This window comes from Streptomyces sp. NPDC093018, assembly GCF_040684035.1.
Lineage (GTDB): Bacteria > Actinomycetota > Actinomycetes > Streptomycetales > Streptomycetaceae > Streptomyces > Streptomyces murinus.
On sequence record NZ_JBFBFF010000003.1, the window covers coordinates 283,843 to 301,932 of the forward strand.

The 18,090-nt window shown below is 70.2% G+C and carries 15 protein-coding genes; 9 read left to right on the plus strand and 6 right to left on the minus strand.

Annotated features, from left to right (window positions below; translation table 11 throughout):
* Positions 1-43: 43 nt before the first annotated feature.
* The 3 genes from AB0N90_RS08605 (at position 44) to AB0N90_RS08615 (ending at position 5,349) form a co-directional block, all read left to right on the plus strand.
* Positions 44-1,318 (plus strand): sensor histidine kinase, encoded by a 1,275-nt coding sequence (locus AB0N90_RS08605; RefSeq protein ID WP_365194121.1) that lies wholly within the window; start codon positions 44-46, stop codon positions 1,316-1,318.
* Positions 1,315-1,995 carry a response regulator transcription factor gene (locus AB0N90_RS08610; protein ID WP_365194124.1) on the plus strand — a complete coding sequence of 227 codons (681 nt, stop codon included), beginning with the start codon at positions 1,315-1,317 and terminating at the stop codon, positions 1,993-1,995. Before AB0N90_RS08605 ends, AB0N90_RS08610 begins: the two co-directional genes overlap by 4 nt.
* 252 nt (positions 1,996-2,247) lie before the next feature.
* Complete coding sequence (locus AB0N90_RS08615) at positions 2,248-5,349, plus strand: efflux RND transporter permease subunit (RefSeq protein WP_365194127.1); 3,102 nt, start codon at positions 2,248-2,250, stop codon at positions 5,347-5,349.
* Positions 5,350-5,418: 69 nt separating this feature from the next.
* Here AB0N90_RS08615 and nadA read toward each other — a convergent pair whose 3' ends face one another.
* Positions 5,419-6,603 (minus strand): quinolinate synthase NadA, encoded by a 1,185-nt coding sequence (gene nadA / locus AB0N90_RS08620; RefSeq protein WP_365194130.1) that lies wholly within the window; start codon positions 6,601-6,603, stop codon positions 5,419-5,421.
* 275 nt (positions 6,604-6,878) lie between these two features.
* Between nadA and AB0N90_RS08625 the strand changes: the two genes are divergently transcribed.
* Positions 6,879-7,235: an iron-sulfur cluster assembly accessory protein gene (locus AB0N90_RS08625; RefSeq protein ID WP_037652949.1), complete on the plus strand. Its 357-nt coding sequence runs from the start codon at positions 6,879-6,881 to the stop codon at positions 7,233-7,235.
* 129 nt (positions 7,236-7,364) lie between these two features.
* Here the strand turns inward: AB0N90_RS08625 and AB0N90_RS08630 are convergent, their stop codons facing one another.
* The 3 genes from AB0N90_RS08630 to AB0N90_RS08640 all read right to left on the minus strand — a co-directional run bounded on the left by AB0N90_RS08630 (position 7,365) and on the right by AB0N90_RS08640 (position 10,277).
* Entirely contained in the window at positions 7,365-8,384 is a 1,020-nt protein-coding gene (locus AB0N90_RS08630) for a DUF4331 family protein (protein WP_365194132.1), read from the minus strand.
* 149 nt (positions 8,385-8,533) lie between these two features.
* A complete protein-coding gene (locus tag AB0N90_RS08635) occupies positions 8,534-9,931 on the minus strand; it encodes a hypothetical protein (protein WP_365194133.1) in 1,398 nt (465 codons plus the stop codon).
* Between the two features lie 109 nt (positions 9,932-10,040).
* Entirely contained in the window at positions 10,041-10,277 is a 237-nt protein-coding gene (locus AB0N90_RS08640; protein WP_365194136.1) for a hypothetical protein, read from the minus strand.
* Between the two features lie 130 nt (positions 10,278-10,407).
* On the opposite strand from AB0N90_RS08640, the gene AB0N90_RS08645 reads away from it, so the two are divergent.
* A complete protein-coding gene (locus AB0N90_RS08645) occupies positions 10,408-11,382 on the plus strand; it encodes a carbohydrate kinase family protein (protein WP_365194139.1) in 975 nt (324 codons plus the stop codon).
* A 28-nt stretch (positions 11,383-11,410) separates the two neighbouring features.
* Here the strand turns inward: AB0N90_RS08645 and AB0N90_RS08650 are convergent, their stop codons facing one another.
* Positions 11,411-12,793, minus strand: a complete 1,383-nt coding sequence (locus tag AB0N90_RS08650) for an aminotransferase class V-fold PLP-dependent enzyme (RefSeq protein WP_365194142.1) — start codon at positions 12,791-12,793, stop codon at positions 11,411-11,413.
* 290 nt (positions 12,794-13,083) lie between these two features.
* Here AB0N90_RS08650 and coxB point away from each other — a divergent pair, with 290 nt between their 5' ends.
* The 4 genes from coxB (at position 13,084) to AB0N90_RS08670 (ending at position 17,588) form a co-directional block, all read left to right on the plus strand.
* Positions 13,084-14,043 carry a cytochrome c oxidase subunit II gene (coxB, locus tag AB0N90_RS08655; protein ID WP_085564356.1) on the plus strand — a complete coding sequence of 320 codons (960 nt, stop codon included), beginning with the start codon at positions 13,084-13,086 and terminating at the stop codon, positions 14,041-14,043.
* A complete protein-coding gene (ctaD, locus tag AB0N90_RS08660; RefSeq protein WP_365194144.1) occupies positions 14,040-15,773 on the plus strand; it encodes a cytochrome c oxidase subunit I in 1,734 nt (577 codons plus the stop codon). The genes coxB and ctaD overlap by 4 nt, the downstream gene beginning before the upstream one ends.
* Complete coding sequence (locus tag AB0N90_RS08665; RefSeq protein WP_085564354.1) at positions 15,770-16,168, plus strand: cytochrome c oxidase subunit 4; 399 nt, start codon at positions 15,770-15,772, stop codon at positions 16,166-16,168. Before ctaD ends, AB0N90_RS08665 begins: the two co-directional genes overlap by 4 nt.
* Positions 16,169-16,328: 160 nt before the next feature.
* On the plus strand, positions 16,329-17,588 hold the full coding sequence (locus AB0N90_RS08670; RefSeq protein ID WP_361671147.1) for an Ig-like domain-containing protein: 1,260 nt from the start codon (positions 16,329-16,331) through the stop codon (positions 17,586-17,588).
* 56 nt (positions 17,589-17,644) lie between these two features.
* On the opposite strand, the gene AB0N90_RS08675 is transcribed toward AB0N90_RS08670, so the two are convergent.
* Positions 17,645-18,046, minus strand: a complete 402-nt coding sequence (locus AB0N90_RS08675) for a response regulator transcription factor (RefSeq protein WP_086808181.1) — start codon at positions 18,044-18,046, stop codon at positions 17,645-17,647.
* Positions 18,047-18,090 lie beyond the last annotated feature (44 nt).

Here is an 18,090-nt window from a genome sequence, read left to right on the forward strand (position 1 = left end):
CGAACGCCGCCGTCCGCCGGTGCCCGGACCGTACTGTTCCTGTGTGACCACTCTCGAACGCGCCCGCTGCGAGCTCAAGGCCCACCCGCTCGCGCTCGACGCGGCCCTCGCCGCGGCCGTTCTCGTCTGCATGGTCGCCGGTTCCTTCGCCACCCCCAAGGACGGGCAGGGCGTCACCTGGGGCCTGCGCCCCGCGCCCCTGAGCCTGCTGCTGATGCTGCTGGCCGCCGTCGCCCTCGTCTTCCGCCGCCGCGCCCCCCGTACCGTCCTCGCCGTCACCGGCACCCTCTCCGTCGTGGAGTGCGTCACCGGCGACCCCCGCGCGCCCGTCACGATGTCCGCCGTCATCGCCCTGTACACCGTCGCCGCCACCACCGACCGCACCACCACCTTCCGCGTCGGCCTGCTCACCATGACCGTGCTGACCGCCGCCGCGATGCTTGCCGGGCCCCTGCCCTGGTACGCGCAGGAGAACCTGGGCGTCCTCGCCTGGACCGGCATCGGCGCCACCGCGGGCGACGCGGTGCGCAGCCGCAGGGCCGTCGTCCAGGCCATCCGCGACCGCGCCGACCGCGCCGAGCGCACCCGGGAGGAGGAGGCACGCCGCCGGGTCGCCGAGGAGCGCCTGCGCATCGCCCGCGACCTGCACGACGTGGTCGCCCACCACATCGCTCTGGTCAATGTGCAGGCCGGGGTCGCCGCCCATGTCATGGACAAGCGCCCCGACCAGGCCAAGGAGGCCCTCGCCCACGTCCGCGAGGCCAGCCGCAGCGCGCTCAACGAACTGCGCGCCACCGTCGGCCTGCTCCGCCAGTCCGGCGACCCGGAGGCCCCCACCGAACCCGCCCCCGGCCTCAGCCTCCTGGAAGAGCTGGCCGGCACCTTCCGCAGCGCGGGCCTGCCGGTGGAGGTCGCCCGCACCGACCAGGACACCCATCTGCCCGCGGCCGTGGACCTCGCCGCCTACCGGATCGTCCAGGAGGCACTGACCAACGTCCGCAAGCACGCGGGCGCGGGCGCACGGGCCGAGGTGAGTGTCGTACGCGTCGGACGGAACATCGAGATCACGGTCGTGGACGACGGCTCCGGCGAGACCGGTGCCCCCGGCACCCACCCCGAGGGCGCCCCTGACTCCGCCCCCGAGAAGGGGGGCGGCCACGGCCTGCTCGGCATGCGCGAACGCGTCGGCGCCCTCGGCGGCACCCTCACCACCGGCCCCCGCTACGGCGGCGGTTTCCGCGTCCATGCGATCCTGCCGGTCAGCACCACCGACACCCGCATCGACGGCCGTACGACGGCACCGGGGGAGCCCGTATGACGATCCGTGTCCTGCTCGCCGACGACCAGGCCCTGCTGCGCAGCGCGTTCCGGGTGCTGGTCGACTCCGAGCCGGACATGGAGGTGGTGGGGGAAGCGTCCGACGGCGCGCAGGCGGTCCTGCTGGCCAAGGAGCGGCGCCCCGACGTCGTCCTGATGGACATCCGTATGCCCGGCACCGACGGCCTCGCCGCCACCCGTCTGATCAGCGAGGACGCCGATCTCGCGCAGGTCCGCGTGGTCATCCTGACGACCTTCGAGGTGGACGACTACGTGGTGCAGTCGCTGCGCGCCGGCGCCTCCGGCTTCCTCGGCAAGGGCAGCGAACCGGAGGAACTGCTCAGCGCCATCCGGATCGCCGCGGGCGGCGACGCCCTGCTCTCCCCGGCCGCCACCAAGGGCCTGATCGCCCGCTTCCTCGCGCAGGGCGACGGCGACGACGGCCGCACCCCCGTCCGCGCCGAGCGGCTCGACGCGCTCACCGGACGCGAGCGCGAGGTCCTCGTCCAGGTCGCCGGCGGCCACTCCAACGACGAGATCGCCGAACGCCTCGTGGTCAGCCCGCTGACGGTGAAGACGCACGTCAACCGGGCCATGGCCAAGCTCGGCGCGCGCGACCGGGCACAGCTCGTGGTGATCGCGTACGAGTCTGGTCTCGTCCGGCCGCGGGTGGACTGACGGTGGACCGATCTCCACCCGCCCCTACCCCACCTTCTCCACCCGCGTGTACTGCGCGCGGAGTAGGAGACGGGTAAGGAAACGGGACCTGCGGCCTACGGTCCGGGCCTCCTGGATGGCCGAGGGTGGTGGGGTGTGGACGCTCCTGGGCGTCCGTCGCCGCTTCCCGCGCACCCTGGAGGTCCCTTGGGTCCTCTGTGCCCTCGGTGATCGGAAGCGCTTCTGCCGCTCACGGAAGAGAGACCCTCACCCATGTCCTGGCTGTCCAGATTCAGCCTCGCCCAACGGGCCCTCATCGGGCTGATCTCGATCGTCGCCCTGGTCTTCGGCGCGATCGCGATACCCCAGATCAAGCAGCAGCTGCTGCCCACCATCGACCTGCCCATGGTGTCGGTGATCGCGCCGTACCAGGGCGCCGCCCCCGACGCCGTCGAGAAGCAGGTGGTCGAGCCGATCGAGGACGGCCTCCAGGGCGTCGACGGCGTCACCTCGGTCACCTCCACCGCGGGCGAGGGCAACGCCGTGATCATGGCGTCCTTCGACTACGGCAACGACACCAAGCAGATCGTCGCCGATGTGCAGCAGGCCGTGAACCGGGCCCGCAACCAGCTGCCGTCCGAGGTCGACCCGCAGGTGATCTCCGGCTCCACCGACGACATGCCGACCGTCGTGCTCGCCGCCACCTCGGGCAAGGACCAGCAGGCGCTCGCCGACCAGCTCGACAAGACGGTCGTACCGGCCCTGAAGGACATCGACGGCGTGGGCCGCGTCCAGGTCACCGGCGTCCGCGACCTCCAGGTGAACGTCACCCCCGACAACGCCGAGCTGGCGCAGGACGGCCTCACCCCCGCCGCCCTCGCCCAGGCCCTCCAGGCGGGCGGCGCCAGCGTCCCGGCCGGCTCCTTCGACGAGAACGGCGCCAACCGCACCGTCCAGGTCGGCGGCGGCTTCACCACGCTGGACCAGATCAAGGACCTCACCGTCACCGGCGCGGGCGGCCACAAGGCCGTACGACTCGGTGATGTGGCCACCGTCAAGGAGCAGCCGGCCCCGGCCGACTCCCTCACCCGCACCGATGGCAGGCCCAGCCTCGCCGTCAACGTGACCATGGACCACGACGGCAGCGCGGTCACGATCTCCAATGCGGTCAAGGACAAGCTGCCCGGCCTGCGCGAACAGCTCGGCACCGGCGCCGAGTTGACGGTCGTCAGCGATCAGGGTCCGGCCGTCTCCAAGTCCATCAAGGGCCTGACCACCGAGGGCGCGCTCGGCCTGCTCTTCGCGGTCCTGGTCATCCTGCTCTTCCTCGCCTCGCTGCGCTCCACGCTGGTCACCGCGGTGTCCATCCCGCTGTCCGTCGTCCTCGCGCTGATCGTGCTGTGGACCGACGGCCTGTCCCTGAACATGCTCACGCTCGGCGCCCTGACCATCGCCATCGGCCGGGTCGTGGACGACTCGATCGTGGTCCTGGAGAACATCAAGCGGCATCTCGGCTACGGCGAGGAGCGCCGCTCGGCGATCATCGAGGCGGTCCGCGAGGTGGCCGGCGCGGTCACCTCCTCCACCCTCACCACGGTCGCGGTGTTCCTGCCGATCGGCCTGGTCGGCGGCATGGTGGGCGCGCTGTTCGGCTCCTTCAGCATCACCGTCACGGCGGCCCTGCTGGCCTCCCTGCTGGTCTCGCTGACCGTCGTCCCCGTGCTCTCCTACTGGTTCCTGCGCGCCCCCAAGGGCACCCCCGAGGACGCGGCGGAGGCCCGCCGCAAGGCCGAGGAGAAGGAGGCGAACAGCCGCCTCCAGCGGGCGTACGTCCCCGTGCTGCGCTTCGCGACGCGCCGCCGCCTCACCAGTGTGCTGATCGCGATCGTCGTCCTGGTCGTCACGTTCGGCATGTCCGGACTGCTCAAGACCAACTTCTTCGACCAGGGCGAGCAGGAGGTCATCACGATCAAGCAGGAGCTGAAGCCCGGCACCAGCCTCGCGGCGACCGACGCGCAGGCGAAGAAGGTCGAGAAGCTCCTCGCCGCCACCGACGGCGTCAAGGACTACCAGGTCACCGTCGGTTCCTCCGGCTTCATGGCGGCCTTCGGCGGCGGCACGGACACCAACCAGGCGTCCTACCAGGTGATGCTGAAGGACTCGAAGTCGTACGACAGCGTGCAGAAGCACCTGGAGAGCGGCCTGAAGGACCTCAAGGGCATCGGTACGACCACGGTGTCGGCCGGTGACGGCTTCGGCAGCCAGGACCTCAGCGTCGTGGTGAAGGCCGCCGACCCCCAGGCCCTGCGTACGGCGGCCGAGCAGGTCCGCTCCACGGTGGCCGGTCTTGACGGCGTCACCGACGTCACCAGCGACCTGTCCACCAGCGTGCCGCGGATCTCGGTGACGGCCAACGCCAAGGCGGCCGCGGCCGGTTTCGACAACCAGAAGCTCGGCGCGGCGGTGGCGCAGGCGGTGCGCGGTACGACGGCCGCGAAGGCGACCCTCGACGACACCGAGCGCGATGTCGTCATCAAGTCGGCCAAGCCCGCCACGACCGTCGCCCAGCTGAAGAAGCTGCGTCTCGGCCCGGTCGAGCTCGGTGACATCGCCACGGTGAAGCTGGTGGACGGCCCGGTCTCGCTGACCCGGATCGACGGCCGGCGCGCCGCGACGATCACGGCCAAGCCGACCGGTGACAACACGGGCGCGGTCAGCACCCAGCTCCAGTCGAAGATCAAGGCCCTGAAGCTGCCCGCGGGCGCCGAGGCCCAGATCGGCGGCGTCACCTCCGACCAGAACGACGCCTTCAAGAACCTCGGCCTCGCCATGCTGGCCGCGATCGCGATCGTCTTCATGCTGCTGGTCGCGACCTTCCGCTCGCTGGCCCAGCCGCTGATCCTGCTGGTCTCCATCCCGTTCGCGGCGACCGGCGCCCTCGGCCTGCTGATCATCACGGGCACCCCGATGGGGGTCCCGGCCATGATCGGCATGCTGATGCTGATCGGCATCGTGGTGACCAACGCGATCGTGCTGATCGACCTGATCAACCAGTACCGGGCGCAGGGCTACGGCGTGGTCGAGGCCGTGATCGAGGGCGGCCGCCACCGCCTCCGCCCCATCCTCATGACCGCTCTGGCCACGATCTTCGCCCTGCTGCCGATGGCCCTGGGCGTCACGGGCGAGGGCGGCTTCATCGCCCAGCCGCTCGCGGTCGTGGTGATCGGCGGCCTGATCACCTCCACCCTGCTGACCCTGCTGCTGGTCCCGACCCTCTACGCCATGCTGGAACTCCGCAAGGAACGCCGAGCGAAGAAGAAGTCGGCCAAGCGGCAACTGCCGGCCCCGGCGGAGCCGGACCTGGCCCAGGTCTGACCCCCGCCGCACACAGAGAGGGGCACCCCCGAATCCCCGGGGGTGCCCCTCCGCGCGTACCGCCGCGGGCTACGGCAGCGCCAGCATCCGCTCCAGAGCCAGCTTCGCGAAGGACTCGGTCTCGTCGTCGACCTGGATGTGGTTGACCAGGTTGCCCTCGGCGAGGGATTCCAGGGTCCAGACCAGGTGGGGGAGGTCGATGCGGTTCATGGTGGAGCAGAAGCAGACCGTGCGGTCGAGGAAGACGATCTCCTTGCCCTCGGGGGCGAAGCGGTTGGCGAGGCGGCGGACCAGGTTCAGTTCCGTGCCGATCGCCCACTTCGAGCCGGCCGGGGCCGCCTCCAGGGCCTTGATGATGTACTCGGTCGAGCCGACCTGGTCCGCCGCGGCCACCACTTCGTGCTTGCACTCCGGGTGCACCAGGACGTTCACCCCGGGGATGCGGGCGCGCACATCGTTCACCGAGTCCAGGCTGAAGCGGCCGTGGACCGAGCAGTGGCCGCGCCACAGGATCATCTTCGCGGCGCGCAGCTCGTCCGCCGTCAGCCCGCCGTTCGGCTTGTGCGGGTTGTAGACGACGCAGTCCTCCAGGGACATCCCCATGTCCCGCACGGCGGTGTTGCGGCCGAGGTGCTGGTCGGGCAGGAAGAGCACCTTCTCGCCCTGCTCGAACGCCCAGTCCAGCGCGCGCTTGGCGTTGGAGGACGTGCAGATGGTGCCGCCGTGCTTGCCGGTGAACGCCTTGATGTCGGCCGAGGAGTTCATGTACGACACCGGGACGACCTGCTCGGCTATCCCGGCCTCGGTCAGCACGTCCCAGCACTCCGCGACCTGCTCCGCCGTCGCCATGTCGGCCATGGAGCAGCCGGCCGCGAGGTCCGGCAGCACGACCTTCTGGTCGGCGGAGGTGAGGATGTCCGCCGACTCGGCCATGAAGTGCACACCGCAGAAGACGATGTACTCGGCCTCCGGACGCGCCGCCGCGTCCCGGGCCAGCTTGAAGGAGTCGCCCGTGACATCGGCGAACTGGATCACCTCGTCACGCTGGTAGTGGTGACCGAGCACGAACACCTTGTCGCCGAGCTTCTCCTTGGCGGCACGGGCGCGCTCGACCAGGGCGGGGTCGGAGGGCGACGGCAGATCGCCGGGACACTCGACACCCCGCTCGCTCTTCGGGTCGGCCTCGCGGCCGAGCAGCAACAGGGCGAGCGGAGTCGGCTGGACGTCGAGCTCCGGGGTCTGGGCGGTGGTCACGACACGCACCCTTTCTATTTTTCGTCTATCTGACGCTATCTATCATAAACGCTTCACGTCAGTTTGACGATGGCCCTCGTGTCCATGTGACGTGAATCCCGGTCCGGCCACCGGGATCCCCCCGCGGGCCGCTGTGCGCCTTCGCGCGCGTATGCGAGCATGAAGGGGCAGAAGGCAAAATCGCGACCACGTGACGCCCGGCCCGGAATGAATCCGCGGAAGCGCCGGTTGCACTCGTCGGCAAGCAGTCTCCGTACAACCCGGGAGAGATGTAGATGTCCGTATCGGACGAGACCACAACCGTCAGCGACGGCATCATCCTGACCGACGCCGCCGCGGCCAAGGTCAAGGCCCTGCTCGACCAGGAAGGCCGTGACGACCTCGCGCTGCGCGTCGCCGTTCAGCCCGGCGGCTGCTCGGGTCTGCGGTACCAGCTGTTCTTCGACGAGCGCGCCCTCGACGGCGACGTGGAGAAGGACTTCGGCGGGGTCAAGGTTGTCACCGACCGCATGAGCGCCCCGTACCTGGGCGGCGCCACCGTCGACTTCGTGGACACGATCGAGAAGCAGGGCTTCACGATCGACAACCCGAACGCGACCGGCTCCTGCGCCTGCGGCGACTCCTTCAGCTAAATCAGCCGGCTGATGAATCATCCGGCTGAGCCGGCGCCCTCGCGTTTGAGGATCGGCTGAAGACAGAGGCGGCGGCCCCCGCGTGGGGGGCTCGCCGCCTCTGTCGTACGAGCTCGGGGGCCGGGCCCGTCAGGAAGCCGTCGCCGGGTGCGGGTCGCCGAGGTACGGGAACCGGTCCAGGGTGTCGGTGTGCGGCGACAGACCGGTGGGCGGCGCCTCGTTCTTGGTGAGGAACGCGACGCGGATGTCGATGACGTCCTCCGTGAACGTCCGGCCGTTCGGATAGACGGCGGGCCTGGACGGGTCGAAGTGCAGCACGTCCGGCAGGATGCCGTGCTCGTCGAGCGCGGCGATCGCCTCCTCGCGCGAGTAACCGCCGGTGTGGCCCAGCAGATGGACGAACTGGTCCGTCCATCTGGCCCGGTCGCCCGCCGGCTCGCTCGCGTTGTACTCCTCCTTCGTGTCGTCGGTGTTGAAGAAGCTGCTGATCGACGGGTGGCCGGCCCGGTCCGCGTGGACGAGTTCGCCGTCTCGCAGCACGCTGCACCGGCCCCAGATCCGCAGTTCGGACTGGGGCGCCAGCTCCGCCGTCGGCAGTTCGACGGCCATGGAGAAGACATTGGCCGTGGTGTTGGAGTCGACGCCGGTCCACGGGGACTTCCCGCCCAGATGCGGCGCGGTGAAATTCCGTTTGCCGCTGGTGTCGAACAGATTCTTGATGCCGTCGAAGTCGAAGAAGAAGGCGTCGCTGCGGCTGCCGGCGGCCACCTGGTACTCGCCGAAGGTGACCACATTGGCCTGGGGGCCGAAGGAGACGGCGGCATCCGAGACGATCTTCGTGCCGACCGCCTCGGGGCTCCGGGCCTCCGCGCCGGTCGCCATGTGGACGCTGTAGGTCTGCGAGCCGTCGGCCGCCGGCGGGTTGAAGACCCAGCTGAAGGCGACATCGGTCAGCAGGTCGCCGTCATTGTCGATGTTCAGGCGGTACACGGCGTCGGGATGCAGGGCGTCCGCGTTCGGATTGGCGTTGAGGATGAGCACGGTCCTGCTCGGATCGCCGGGTGCCGTGAAGGCGTAGAGGTCGCACAGATCGAGGCGTTGGTCGCCGAGTGGTGGTCCAAGACTGAGGCCGGTGAAGTGGTTGGACATGCCGGGCCCTTCCGTTGCTCGCCCATCGGAAAACCGCTGAAATGCCACGTTAACCGGCATATCGGTCCGGCCGTCGAGGGCGAAGGTACGGCTATCGGACAACCGCTCGAACGGATCATCGGCGGGAGCGGGCCTTCCCTGGGCGGGGGTTACGGCCGCAGCGTGCCCTGCTTCGCCTGCGGGATCCGCGCGCCGTCCGCGCCGACCACCGCCCGGCCGTCCACCGGCGCCTTCAGCCGCACGGTCCGCGTGAACTCCTTGGCGATCAGCGGGCAGATCTTGCCCTCCTGCCGGTGCTCGGTGACCGTGACCGTCACCCGGGTGGCGCTCTCCCGGGCCGTCACCGCGTAGTCGGCGCACAGGCCGCCGTAGAAGCTCACGGTGAGATCCCGGTCGTCGGCCATGTAGCCGGTGACCTTGACCGAGCCGCCGGGGCTGGTCGGTGCCGCCGAGGGCGCCGAGGACGCCGAAGAGGCCAGATAGCGCGGATCGATCGCGGGGTACGACACCGTCCCCGAGCCCCGCGTTTCGAACAGCCAGGACGGCACCAGGGTCTGCCGGCCGCCGACCGAGTGCGCGGCCAGCCCGAACACCGCCCTGTCCACGGTGACCGTCGCGGCAGGCGCCGGGGACTCCTGCCCGCACGGCCCCTCCAGGCGCGTCGCGAACCGCCCCGGGCTCGCACAGCCTCCGGCCCCCATCCGGTGGTCGCCCTTCGGCGCCGCGTTCATCAGCGCGAGGGTCTTCTTCGCGTCCAGGACGGGGTACGTCGCCCCCTTCACCGGCGTCGACAGCAGCCCGTGCCCGCCGACCACCTCGCCCTGCCCGCTGATCGTCAGCCCGGTCGCCCAGCCGGTGGTGGGCAGCCCGCCCACCACCGGGTCGGCGGTCACCACCCGCTGCTTGCCCATGACCTGGCCGGCATCGGTCCTCGCGCCGTCCAGACCGGCCGCCCGCAGCACGGGCGCCGCCGCCTTCTCGGCCGCCCCCGCGCTCACCGGCGCTCCGGTGGGGCCCACCGGCCCGGTCGCGCACAGGGGGCCCTTCTTGCAGTCGTCGGTGCCCGGCGCGTACCGGCTGAAGGTCCAGCTGCCCGGCGCGTCCCGGTTCACCTGGAGGGTCGGCCCGGAACCGTCCTTGCCGCCGATCCGCCAGCCGTGCCCCTCGGCCACCGGCGTCCCGCTCACCCCGAGCGCCTTCGCCAGCCGGAGCACCTGGTCTGTGCGAACCTCCGCTCCCGCCCCGTACACCGCCGCCGAGCCGGGCCCCTCGGGCAGCGCGCCCTGCGCCACATAGCGGGCGCCGTAGGGGTCGGACCCGTCGTCCAGGGCGAGCGGCGGGGGAGTGGTGGAATCCGCCGCGGTGGGGGCCGTACGACCGCCCGGGGCGTCGCTCGCCGCGACGTACGCGCCACCGCCGCCGACCAGCAGCACGGCGGCCAGGGTGGAGAGGACGACGGCACGCGAGCGCCGCCGGGAGCGCCCCGCCTCGCGCGCATCTGGCACCTCGGGGACGTCCCCCGTGTTCTCAGGCCGCTCCGTGTTCACCGCATCGCTCCTCGCCGGTCCGTGTCCGCGTGCCCCGCGTGGGGGACGACCATGGGACGAGGGAGGGGAGCGGGAGGTTCCCGGGCCTACGCCGTACGGGTGAGCGGGATCAGTCGCCGTAGTCGGACATGGCGTCCAGCAGCCGGACCGAGCGCTTCGACACGGAGACCTTGTGGATGTGGGACAGCGGTATCGGGCGGGACGCGGCGCGCGCGGGCGCGGGCCAGCGCCGGGCCATCCGGGCGCAGTCGCCGCGCAGGGTGTCGAGGCCGCCCTCCAGATCGCCGGGGGCGGGGGAGACGGGAGTGCCGGACGCGGCGGACGAGGAGCCCTTGAGGTTCGTCATGAGGGAACCGTACGCATGGTCGAGCCTGCGAAGAAAGATCTACTATCGGGTAGTTTCGTCAACTACAGCGCCGACCCCTGACCGGGTAGCGTGAACTGTCAATCCCGCCTCCCGCAGGAGAATCCCCGTCGTGCGCATCGCAGTCACCGGCTCCATCGCCACCGACCACCTCATGACTTTCCCCGGCCGGTTCGCCGACCAGCTCGTCGCGGACCAGCTGCACACGGTTTCGCTCTCCTTCCTCGTCGACAACCTCGACGTGCGCCGCGGCGGTGTCGCCGCCAACATCGCCTTCGGCATGGGCCAGCTCGGCACCCGGCCGATCCTGGCCGGCGCCGCCGGCTTCGACTTCGACGAGTACCGGGCCTGGCTCGACCGGCACGGCGTCGACACCGAGTCGGTCCGCATCTCCGACACCCTGCACACCGCGCGCTTCGTGTGCACCACCGACACCGACCACAACCAGATCGGCTCCTTCTACACGGGCGCGATGAGCGAGGCCCGGCTGATCGAGCTCAAGACGGTCGCCGACCGGGTGGGCGGCCTCGACCTGGTGCTGATCGGCGCCGACGACCCCGAGGCGATGCTCCGCCACACGGAGGAGTGCCGGTCCCGTTCGATCCCGTTCGCCGCCGACTTCTCGCAGCAGATCGCCCGCATGGAGGGCGAGGAGATCCGGATCCTGCTGGAGGGCGCCACGTACCTCTTCTCGAACGAGTACGAGAAGGGCCTCATCCAGACCAAGACCGGCCTCACCGACGAGGAGATCCTCGCGAAGGTCGGCCACCGGGTGACCACGCTCGGCTCCCGGGGCGTGCGCATCGAGCAGGCCGGCGCGGACCCGATCGAGGTCGGCTGCGCGGAGGAGGAGCGCAAGGCCGACCCCACGGGTGTCGGCGACGCCTTCCGCGCGGGCTTCCTGTCCGGCCTCGCCTGGGGCGTCTCGCTGGAACGGGCGGCGCAGGTGGGCTGCATGCTCGCGACGCTGGTCATCGAGACCGTGGGCACGCAGGAGTACCAGCTGCGCCGCGGCCACTTCATGGAGCGCTTCGTGAAGGCGTACGGCGACGAGGCGGGCGAAGAGGTCCGCACGTACCTGCGCTGACGACCCGCACCCGCGCCGGCGGCGCGGGTCAGCCGAGCCGGCGGACCAGGTACGCCGTTCCCCCGTCCGCCGGTTCCTCGCCCACGTACTCCTGTCCCCGCATCTCGCACCACGCCGGGATGTCCAGGCGGGCCGCCTCGTCGTCCGAGAGGACGCGGACGGTGCCGCCCACGGGGACGCCGGGGAACACCTTGGCCAGTTCGATGACCGGGATGGGGCACCGCTTGCCGAGGGCGTCCACGACCAGGGCGGCCGGCTCGGGAGCCGCGGGGGTGGCGGCCGAAGGGGCGCCCAGCCTGTCCCGTACCCCGGCGACGACCCCCGGGAGCACGGCCAGGAAGCGCTCCACGTCCTCCTCCGCCGCGCCCGGCGGCAGCGACACCCGGACATTGCCCTCGCTGAGCACGCCCATGGCCTTCAGCACATGGCTCGGGGTCAGGGTGCTGCTGGTGCAGGAGGAGCCGGAGGAGACGGCGAAGCCCTCGCGGTCCAGCTCGTGCAGCAGGGTTTCCCCGTCGACATAGAGACACGAGAAGGTGACGATCCCCGGCAGCCGCTGCTCCGGGTCGCCCACCACCTCCACCTCGGGCACCAGCCGCGGCACCCGCGCCCGGATCCGCTCCGTCAGCTCCCGCAGCCGTACCGACTCCTGGGCCGCCTCGGCCCGTACCGCGCGCAGCGACGCGACCGCCGCCACGACGGCCGGGATGTTCTCGAACCCCGGCGCGCGCCCCGACTCCCGTTCGTCCGCCGGGCCTTGGGCGGCGAACCGCACCCCCTTGCGCACGACGAGCAGCCCGACCCCCGAAGGGCCGCCCCACTTGTGCGCGCTGGCCGCGAGCAGCGACCAGCCGCCCCCGACCGGCCCCCAGCCCAGCGACTGCGCCGCGTCCACCAGCAGCGGCACCCCGGCCGCCCGGCAGACCTCGGCCACCTCGGCCACCGGCTGGACGGTCCCCACCTCGTGGTTGGCCGACTGGAGCACGGCGAGGGCGGTGTCGCCGCGGAGCGCGGCCGCGTAGCCCGAGGGGGACACGGCGCCCGTCCGGTGCACCGGCACCTGCGTCACCGAGCCGCCCTCCGCCTCGAACGCTTCCGCCGAATGGAGGACAGAGGAATGTTCGACCGCTGACACGATCAGGTGGCGTCCCACCCGCCGCCTTCCGGCCAACGCCCCCGCGACGCCCGTATGTACGGCCCGCGTCCCCGACGGGGTGAAGACCAGTTCGTCGGCCCGGCACCCGACCGCCTCGGCCGCCGCCTCCCGCGCCGCGTCCAGCAGCATCCGGGCCTTGCGCCCCTCCCGGTACAGCCGCGCGGGGTCGGCCCACCCGTCGTCGAGGGCGGCCAACAGAGCCTGGCGGGCGACGGGATGAAGGGGAGCGGCGGAAGCCGCGTCGAAGTAGGCCACGGTCCCACGGTAAAACGCCGGTGACCTGTGCCGACCCCAGGGGCGCGAGTTGCCCGCCGCCCACTCGCGCCCGCCCCCCAAACCCCCACAACCCGAGCTATTGGGCGCCCATCCGCACCCCAACTGAGTGAGGCGCGACGCGTATGCCCCCCTCCCCGCGAACCCCTGGAAGGCGTCGGCTAGGGTTTGGTCCGCATAAACATCCAAACCCCTGCCCGACGCAGGGCGGCGACCGACCAGCGAGAAGGCCGCAGCCGACCGCGCGGGCGAGACTCTCGGGAAGGCGCTACGTGAGTCCCAACGGCTCCGACCGCTCGCCGCGGCGCCCGATGCGGCGGAAGCTGCTGCAGGCACTGACCGCGGGCCTGGTCCTGGCGACCGCAACCGGTTGCACATACAAGGACTTCCCCCGCCTTGGCATGCCCACCCCGACCACGGAAGAGGCTCCGCGGATCCTCTCCCTGTGGCAGGGCTCCTGGGCTGCCGCGCTCGCCGTCGGCGTGCTGGTGTGGGGCCTGATCCTGTGGAGCGCCATGTTCCACCGGCGCAGCCGCACCAAGGTCGAGGTACCTCCGCAGACCCGGTACAACATGCCGATCGAGGCCCTGTACACGGTGGTCCCGATCATCATCATCTCGGTGCTGTTCTACTTCACGGCCCGGGACGAGACGAAGCTCATGAGCCTCGACAAGAAGCCCGACCTCACGGTCAACGTGGTCGGCTTCCAGTGGAGCTGGGGCTTCAACTACATCGAGAACGTCCCCGGTGTCTCGGGTGACGCGAAGACGGACACCAACCTGTCCGCGATCCCCGACCGGTTCAAGGCCGCCTTCCCGGCGAACGCCGGCGGCGTCTACGACGTCGGCACCCCGGGCACGCGCAACCCGCAGACCGGCAACCCTGGTCCGACGCTCTGGCTCCCCAAGGGCAAGACGGTCCGTTTCGTTCTGACCTCGCGTGACGTCATCCACTCCTTCTGGGTGGTGCCGTTCCTCATGAAGCAGGACGTCATCCCGGGCCACACCAATGCCTTCCAGGTGACCCCCAACAAGGAGGGCACCTTCCTCGGCAAGTGCGCCGAGCTCTGCGGCGTCGACCACTCCCGGATGCTGTTCAACGTGAAGGTCGTCTCCCCGGCGGCGTACGAGCAGCATCTCAAGGACCTCGCCAAGAAGGGGCAGACCGGTTACATTCCCGCCGGCATCGCGCAGACGAGCCACGAGAAGAACCGGGAGACGAACAACCTGTGAGCATCCTCAACGAACCCCAGGGTGCCGCGGCCGCTGAAGGCTCGTACGTGGACGAGCTGCCGGTTCGGCGCAAGCAGCCCGGCAATTCCGTGGTGAAGTGGCTGACGACCACCGACCACAAGACGATCGGGACGATGTACCTCGTCACGTCGTTCGCGTTCTTCCTGATCGGCGGCGTCATGGCGCTGCTCATGCGCGCCGAGCTGGCCCGTCCGGGCCTGCAGATCATGACGAACGAGCAGTTCAACCAGGCGTTCACGATGCACGGCACGATCATGCTGCTGATGTTCGCGACGCCGCTGTTCGCGGGCTTCGCGAACTGGATCATGCCGCTGCAGATCGGCGCGCCCGACGTGGCGTTCCCGCGGCTGAACATGTTCGCCTACTGGCTGTACCTGTTCGGCTCGATGATCGCGGTGGGTGGCTTCCTCACCCCCGAGGGCGCGGCCGACTTCGGCTGGTTCGCCTACTCCCCGCTGTCGGACGCGGTCCGCTCGCCGGGCGCCGGCGCCGACATGTGGATCATGGGTCTGGCCATGTCCGGCTTCGGCACCATCCTCGGCTCGGTCAACTTCATCACCACGATCATCTGCATGCGCGCTCCGGGCATGACGATGTTCCGTATGCCGATCTTCGTGTGGAACGTGCTGCTGACCGGTGTGCTGGTCCTGCTGGCCTTCCCGGTGCTCGCCGCCGCGCTGTTCGCCCTGGAGGCGGACCGTAAATTCGGTGCGCATGTGTTCGACGCGGCAAATGGCGGCGCGTTGCTGTGGCAACACCTCTTCTGGTTCTTCGGCCATCCAGAGGTGTACATCATCGCCCTGCCGTTCTTCGGCATCATCTCCGAGGTCATCCCGGTCTTCTCCCGCAAGCCGATGTTCGGCTACATGGGCCTGATCGCCGCGACGATCTCCATCGCGGGTCTGTCCGTGACGGTGTGGGCGCACCACATGTACGTCACCGGCGGTGTGCTGCTGCCGTTCTTCTCCTTCATGACCTTCCTGATCGCGGTCCCGACCGGTGTGAAGTTCTTCAACTGGATCGGCACCATGTGGAAGGGCTCGCTGTCCTTCGAGACACCGATGCTCTGGGCGACCGGCTTCCTGATCACCTTCACGTTCGGTGGTCTGACCGGTGTCATCCTGGCCTCGCCCCCGATGGACTTCCACGTCTCGGACTCGTACTTCGTGGTGGCCCACTTCCACTACGTGGTCTTCGGTACGGTCGTCTTCGCGATGTTCTCCGGCTTCCACTTCTGGTGGCCGAAGTTCACCGGCAAGATGCTGGACGAGCGCCTCGGCAAGATCACCTTCTGGACGCTGTTCATCGGCTTCCACACCACCTTCCTCGTCCAGCACTGGCTGGGCGCCGAGGGTATGCCGCGGCGTTACGCCGACTATCTGGCGGCCGACGGCTTCACCGCGCTGAACACGGTGTCCACCATCGGTTCGTTCCTCCTCGGTCTGTCGATCCTGCCGTTCCTCTACAACATCTGGAAGACGGCCAAGTACGGCAAGCCGGTCGGCGTGGACGACCCGTGGGGCTACGGCCGCTCGCTGGAGTGGGCGACCTCCTGCCCGCCCCCGCGGCACAACTTCACCACCCTGCCGCGGATCCGCAGTGAATCCCCGGCGTTCGACCTGCACCACCCCGAGATCGCCGCGCTCGAACAGCTCGAGTACGCCGGTCACGCGCCTGCCGTCGCGGACAGCAAGGAGGCCGGCAAGTGAAGATCCAGGGCCGGATGTTCATCTGGCTGAGCTTCTTCATCCTGATCATGGCCATCGTGTATGGCGTGTGGTCGAAGGAGCCGGCCGGCACCACGGCGCTCTTCCTGGCCTTCGGCCTGTCGATCATGATCGGCTTCTACCTGGGCTTCACCGCCCGCCGGGTGGACGCCGGTGCGCAGGACGACACGGAGGCCGATGTCGCGGACGACGCGGGCGAGCTGGGCTTCTTCAGCCCGCACAGCTGGCAGCCGCTCATGCTGGGCTTCGGCGGTGCGATCGCCTTCCTCAGCATCGCGGTCGGCTGGTGGCTGATCTACTTCTCCGCGCCGTTCATCGTGATCGGTCTGTTCGGCTGGGTGTTCGAGTACTACCACGGTGAGAACCGCACCCAGTAAGACCCCGAGCACCACCCGGAAGCCCGGACCCTCCGTCAAGAGGGTCCGGGCTTCCGGCTTTTCCGCGTTCCAACCGGGTGTCCTTCGGATGCGGGAGTGTCGTTCCCTCGTATGGGTTACGTGCCGCGCCAGTAGGGTCTCCATCTCATAGCGTGATCGTATGAACCACATTCCGCGGACCCGTACCGTCGTCAGCTGTGTCGTGCTGGTGACCGCCCTGGGCGCGGGCATCACCGCCTGCGGTTCGGACGGCGACCCCCTGTCCGCTACGCCGTATGACGCAGCGGGCCTGATCTCCTTCAACGCCCCCACCGAGGTGGGCAAGCGGGCCGACCCGGACAAGCCCCTGGAGGTCAGCGTCAAGGACGAGGGGCGCATCACGGACGTGACCGCCCAGGACTCCACAGGACGCTTTGTGGCGGGCGAACTCACCGCCGACGGCAGTCGCTGGCACAGCACCTCCCCGCTGGCCGCGAGCGCCCACTACACGGTCACGGTGAGCACCGAGGACGACGACGGGGCGCCCGGCCGCAAGGTCCTCAGCTTCGACACCACCCAGCCGACCGCCAAGAAGCAGCTGGGCGTCACCTTCGGGCCGGACGCGGGCGAGTACGGCGTCGGGCAGATCATCACCGCCCAACTCAGCGAGGAGGTCAAGGACCCGGCGCAGCGGGCCGTGGTGGAGCGCGCCCTGCGGGTGGACTCCGTACCCGCCGTGCCCGGCTCCTGGTACTGGGTGAGCGGCAAGGAACTCCACTACCGGCCCAAGGACTACTGGCCCGCCCACGCCACGATCCTGGTGCACAGCAACCTGGACGGCGTGAAGATCGGCGACCGGCTGTGGGGCGGCAGGTCGAAGCCGGTGAAGCTCACCACGGGCGACCGGATCGAGGCCGTCACGGACGCCGCCGCGCACGAGCTGACGGTGTTCAAGAACGGCGCCGTGATCAATGCCATCCCGGTCACCACGGGCAAGCCCGGCTTCGAGACCCGCAACGGCGTCAAGGTGGTCCTGGAGAAGCAGTACTTCGTACGCATGCGCGGCACCACCGTCGGCATCGCCGAGGGCAGCCGGGACAACTACGACCTGCCGGTGTACTACGCCACCCGCGTCACCTGGTCCGGTGAATACGTGCACGCGGCGCCCTGGTCGGTCGGCTCACAGGGCTACGCCAACGTCAGCCACGGCTGCACCGGCATGAGCACGGCCAACGCGCGGTGGTTCTTCGACACCGTCCACGAGGGCGACATCGTCCGGGTCGTCAACTCCAACGGCCAGCCGATGGAACCGTTCGGCAACGGCTTCGGCGACTGGAACGTCACCTGGAAGAAGTGGCGTACGGGCTCCGCCCTGACGGGTGCCCAGACCAACGGCCAGTCCTCCTCGGACACGGTCCGCCTCCAGCCAGCGGCCGTGTGAGCAGCGCCTCGAAGGGGCGCGGGACCGTGTCGGCACACGGTCCGCGCCCCTTCGCCCTAGGCGCTCACCAGCCTCTGCTGCCGCAGCAGGGCGGCCAGCGAGGCGGCGAACTCCACCGGATCCACCGGCAGGGTCACCGCGGCGTCCGCACGGCTCCACGTGGCCAGCCAGGCGTCCTGGGGCCGGCCGATGAGCAGCAGCACGGGCGGGCACCGGAAGACCTCGTCCTTGATCTGCCGGCACACCCCCATGCCGCCCATCGGGACGGCCTCGCCGTCGAGCACGCACACATCGATGCCCCCGCGGTCCAGTTCGCGCAGCACCGCCGCGGGCGTGGCGCACTCCACGAACTCCACTTGGGGCACATCCGGGGCGGGACGCCGCCCGGTGGCCAGCCGTACTTGCTCGCGGGTGTTGGAGTCGTCGCTGTAGACCAGCACGGTGGCGGTCGGCTGCATTGTTCCTCCGGGTCGACGTCGGCGTCGTACGGACAGGACGGACG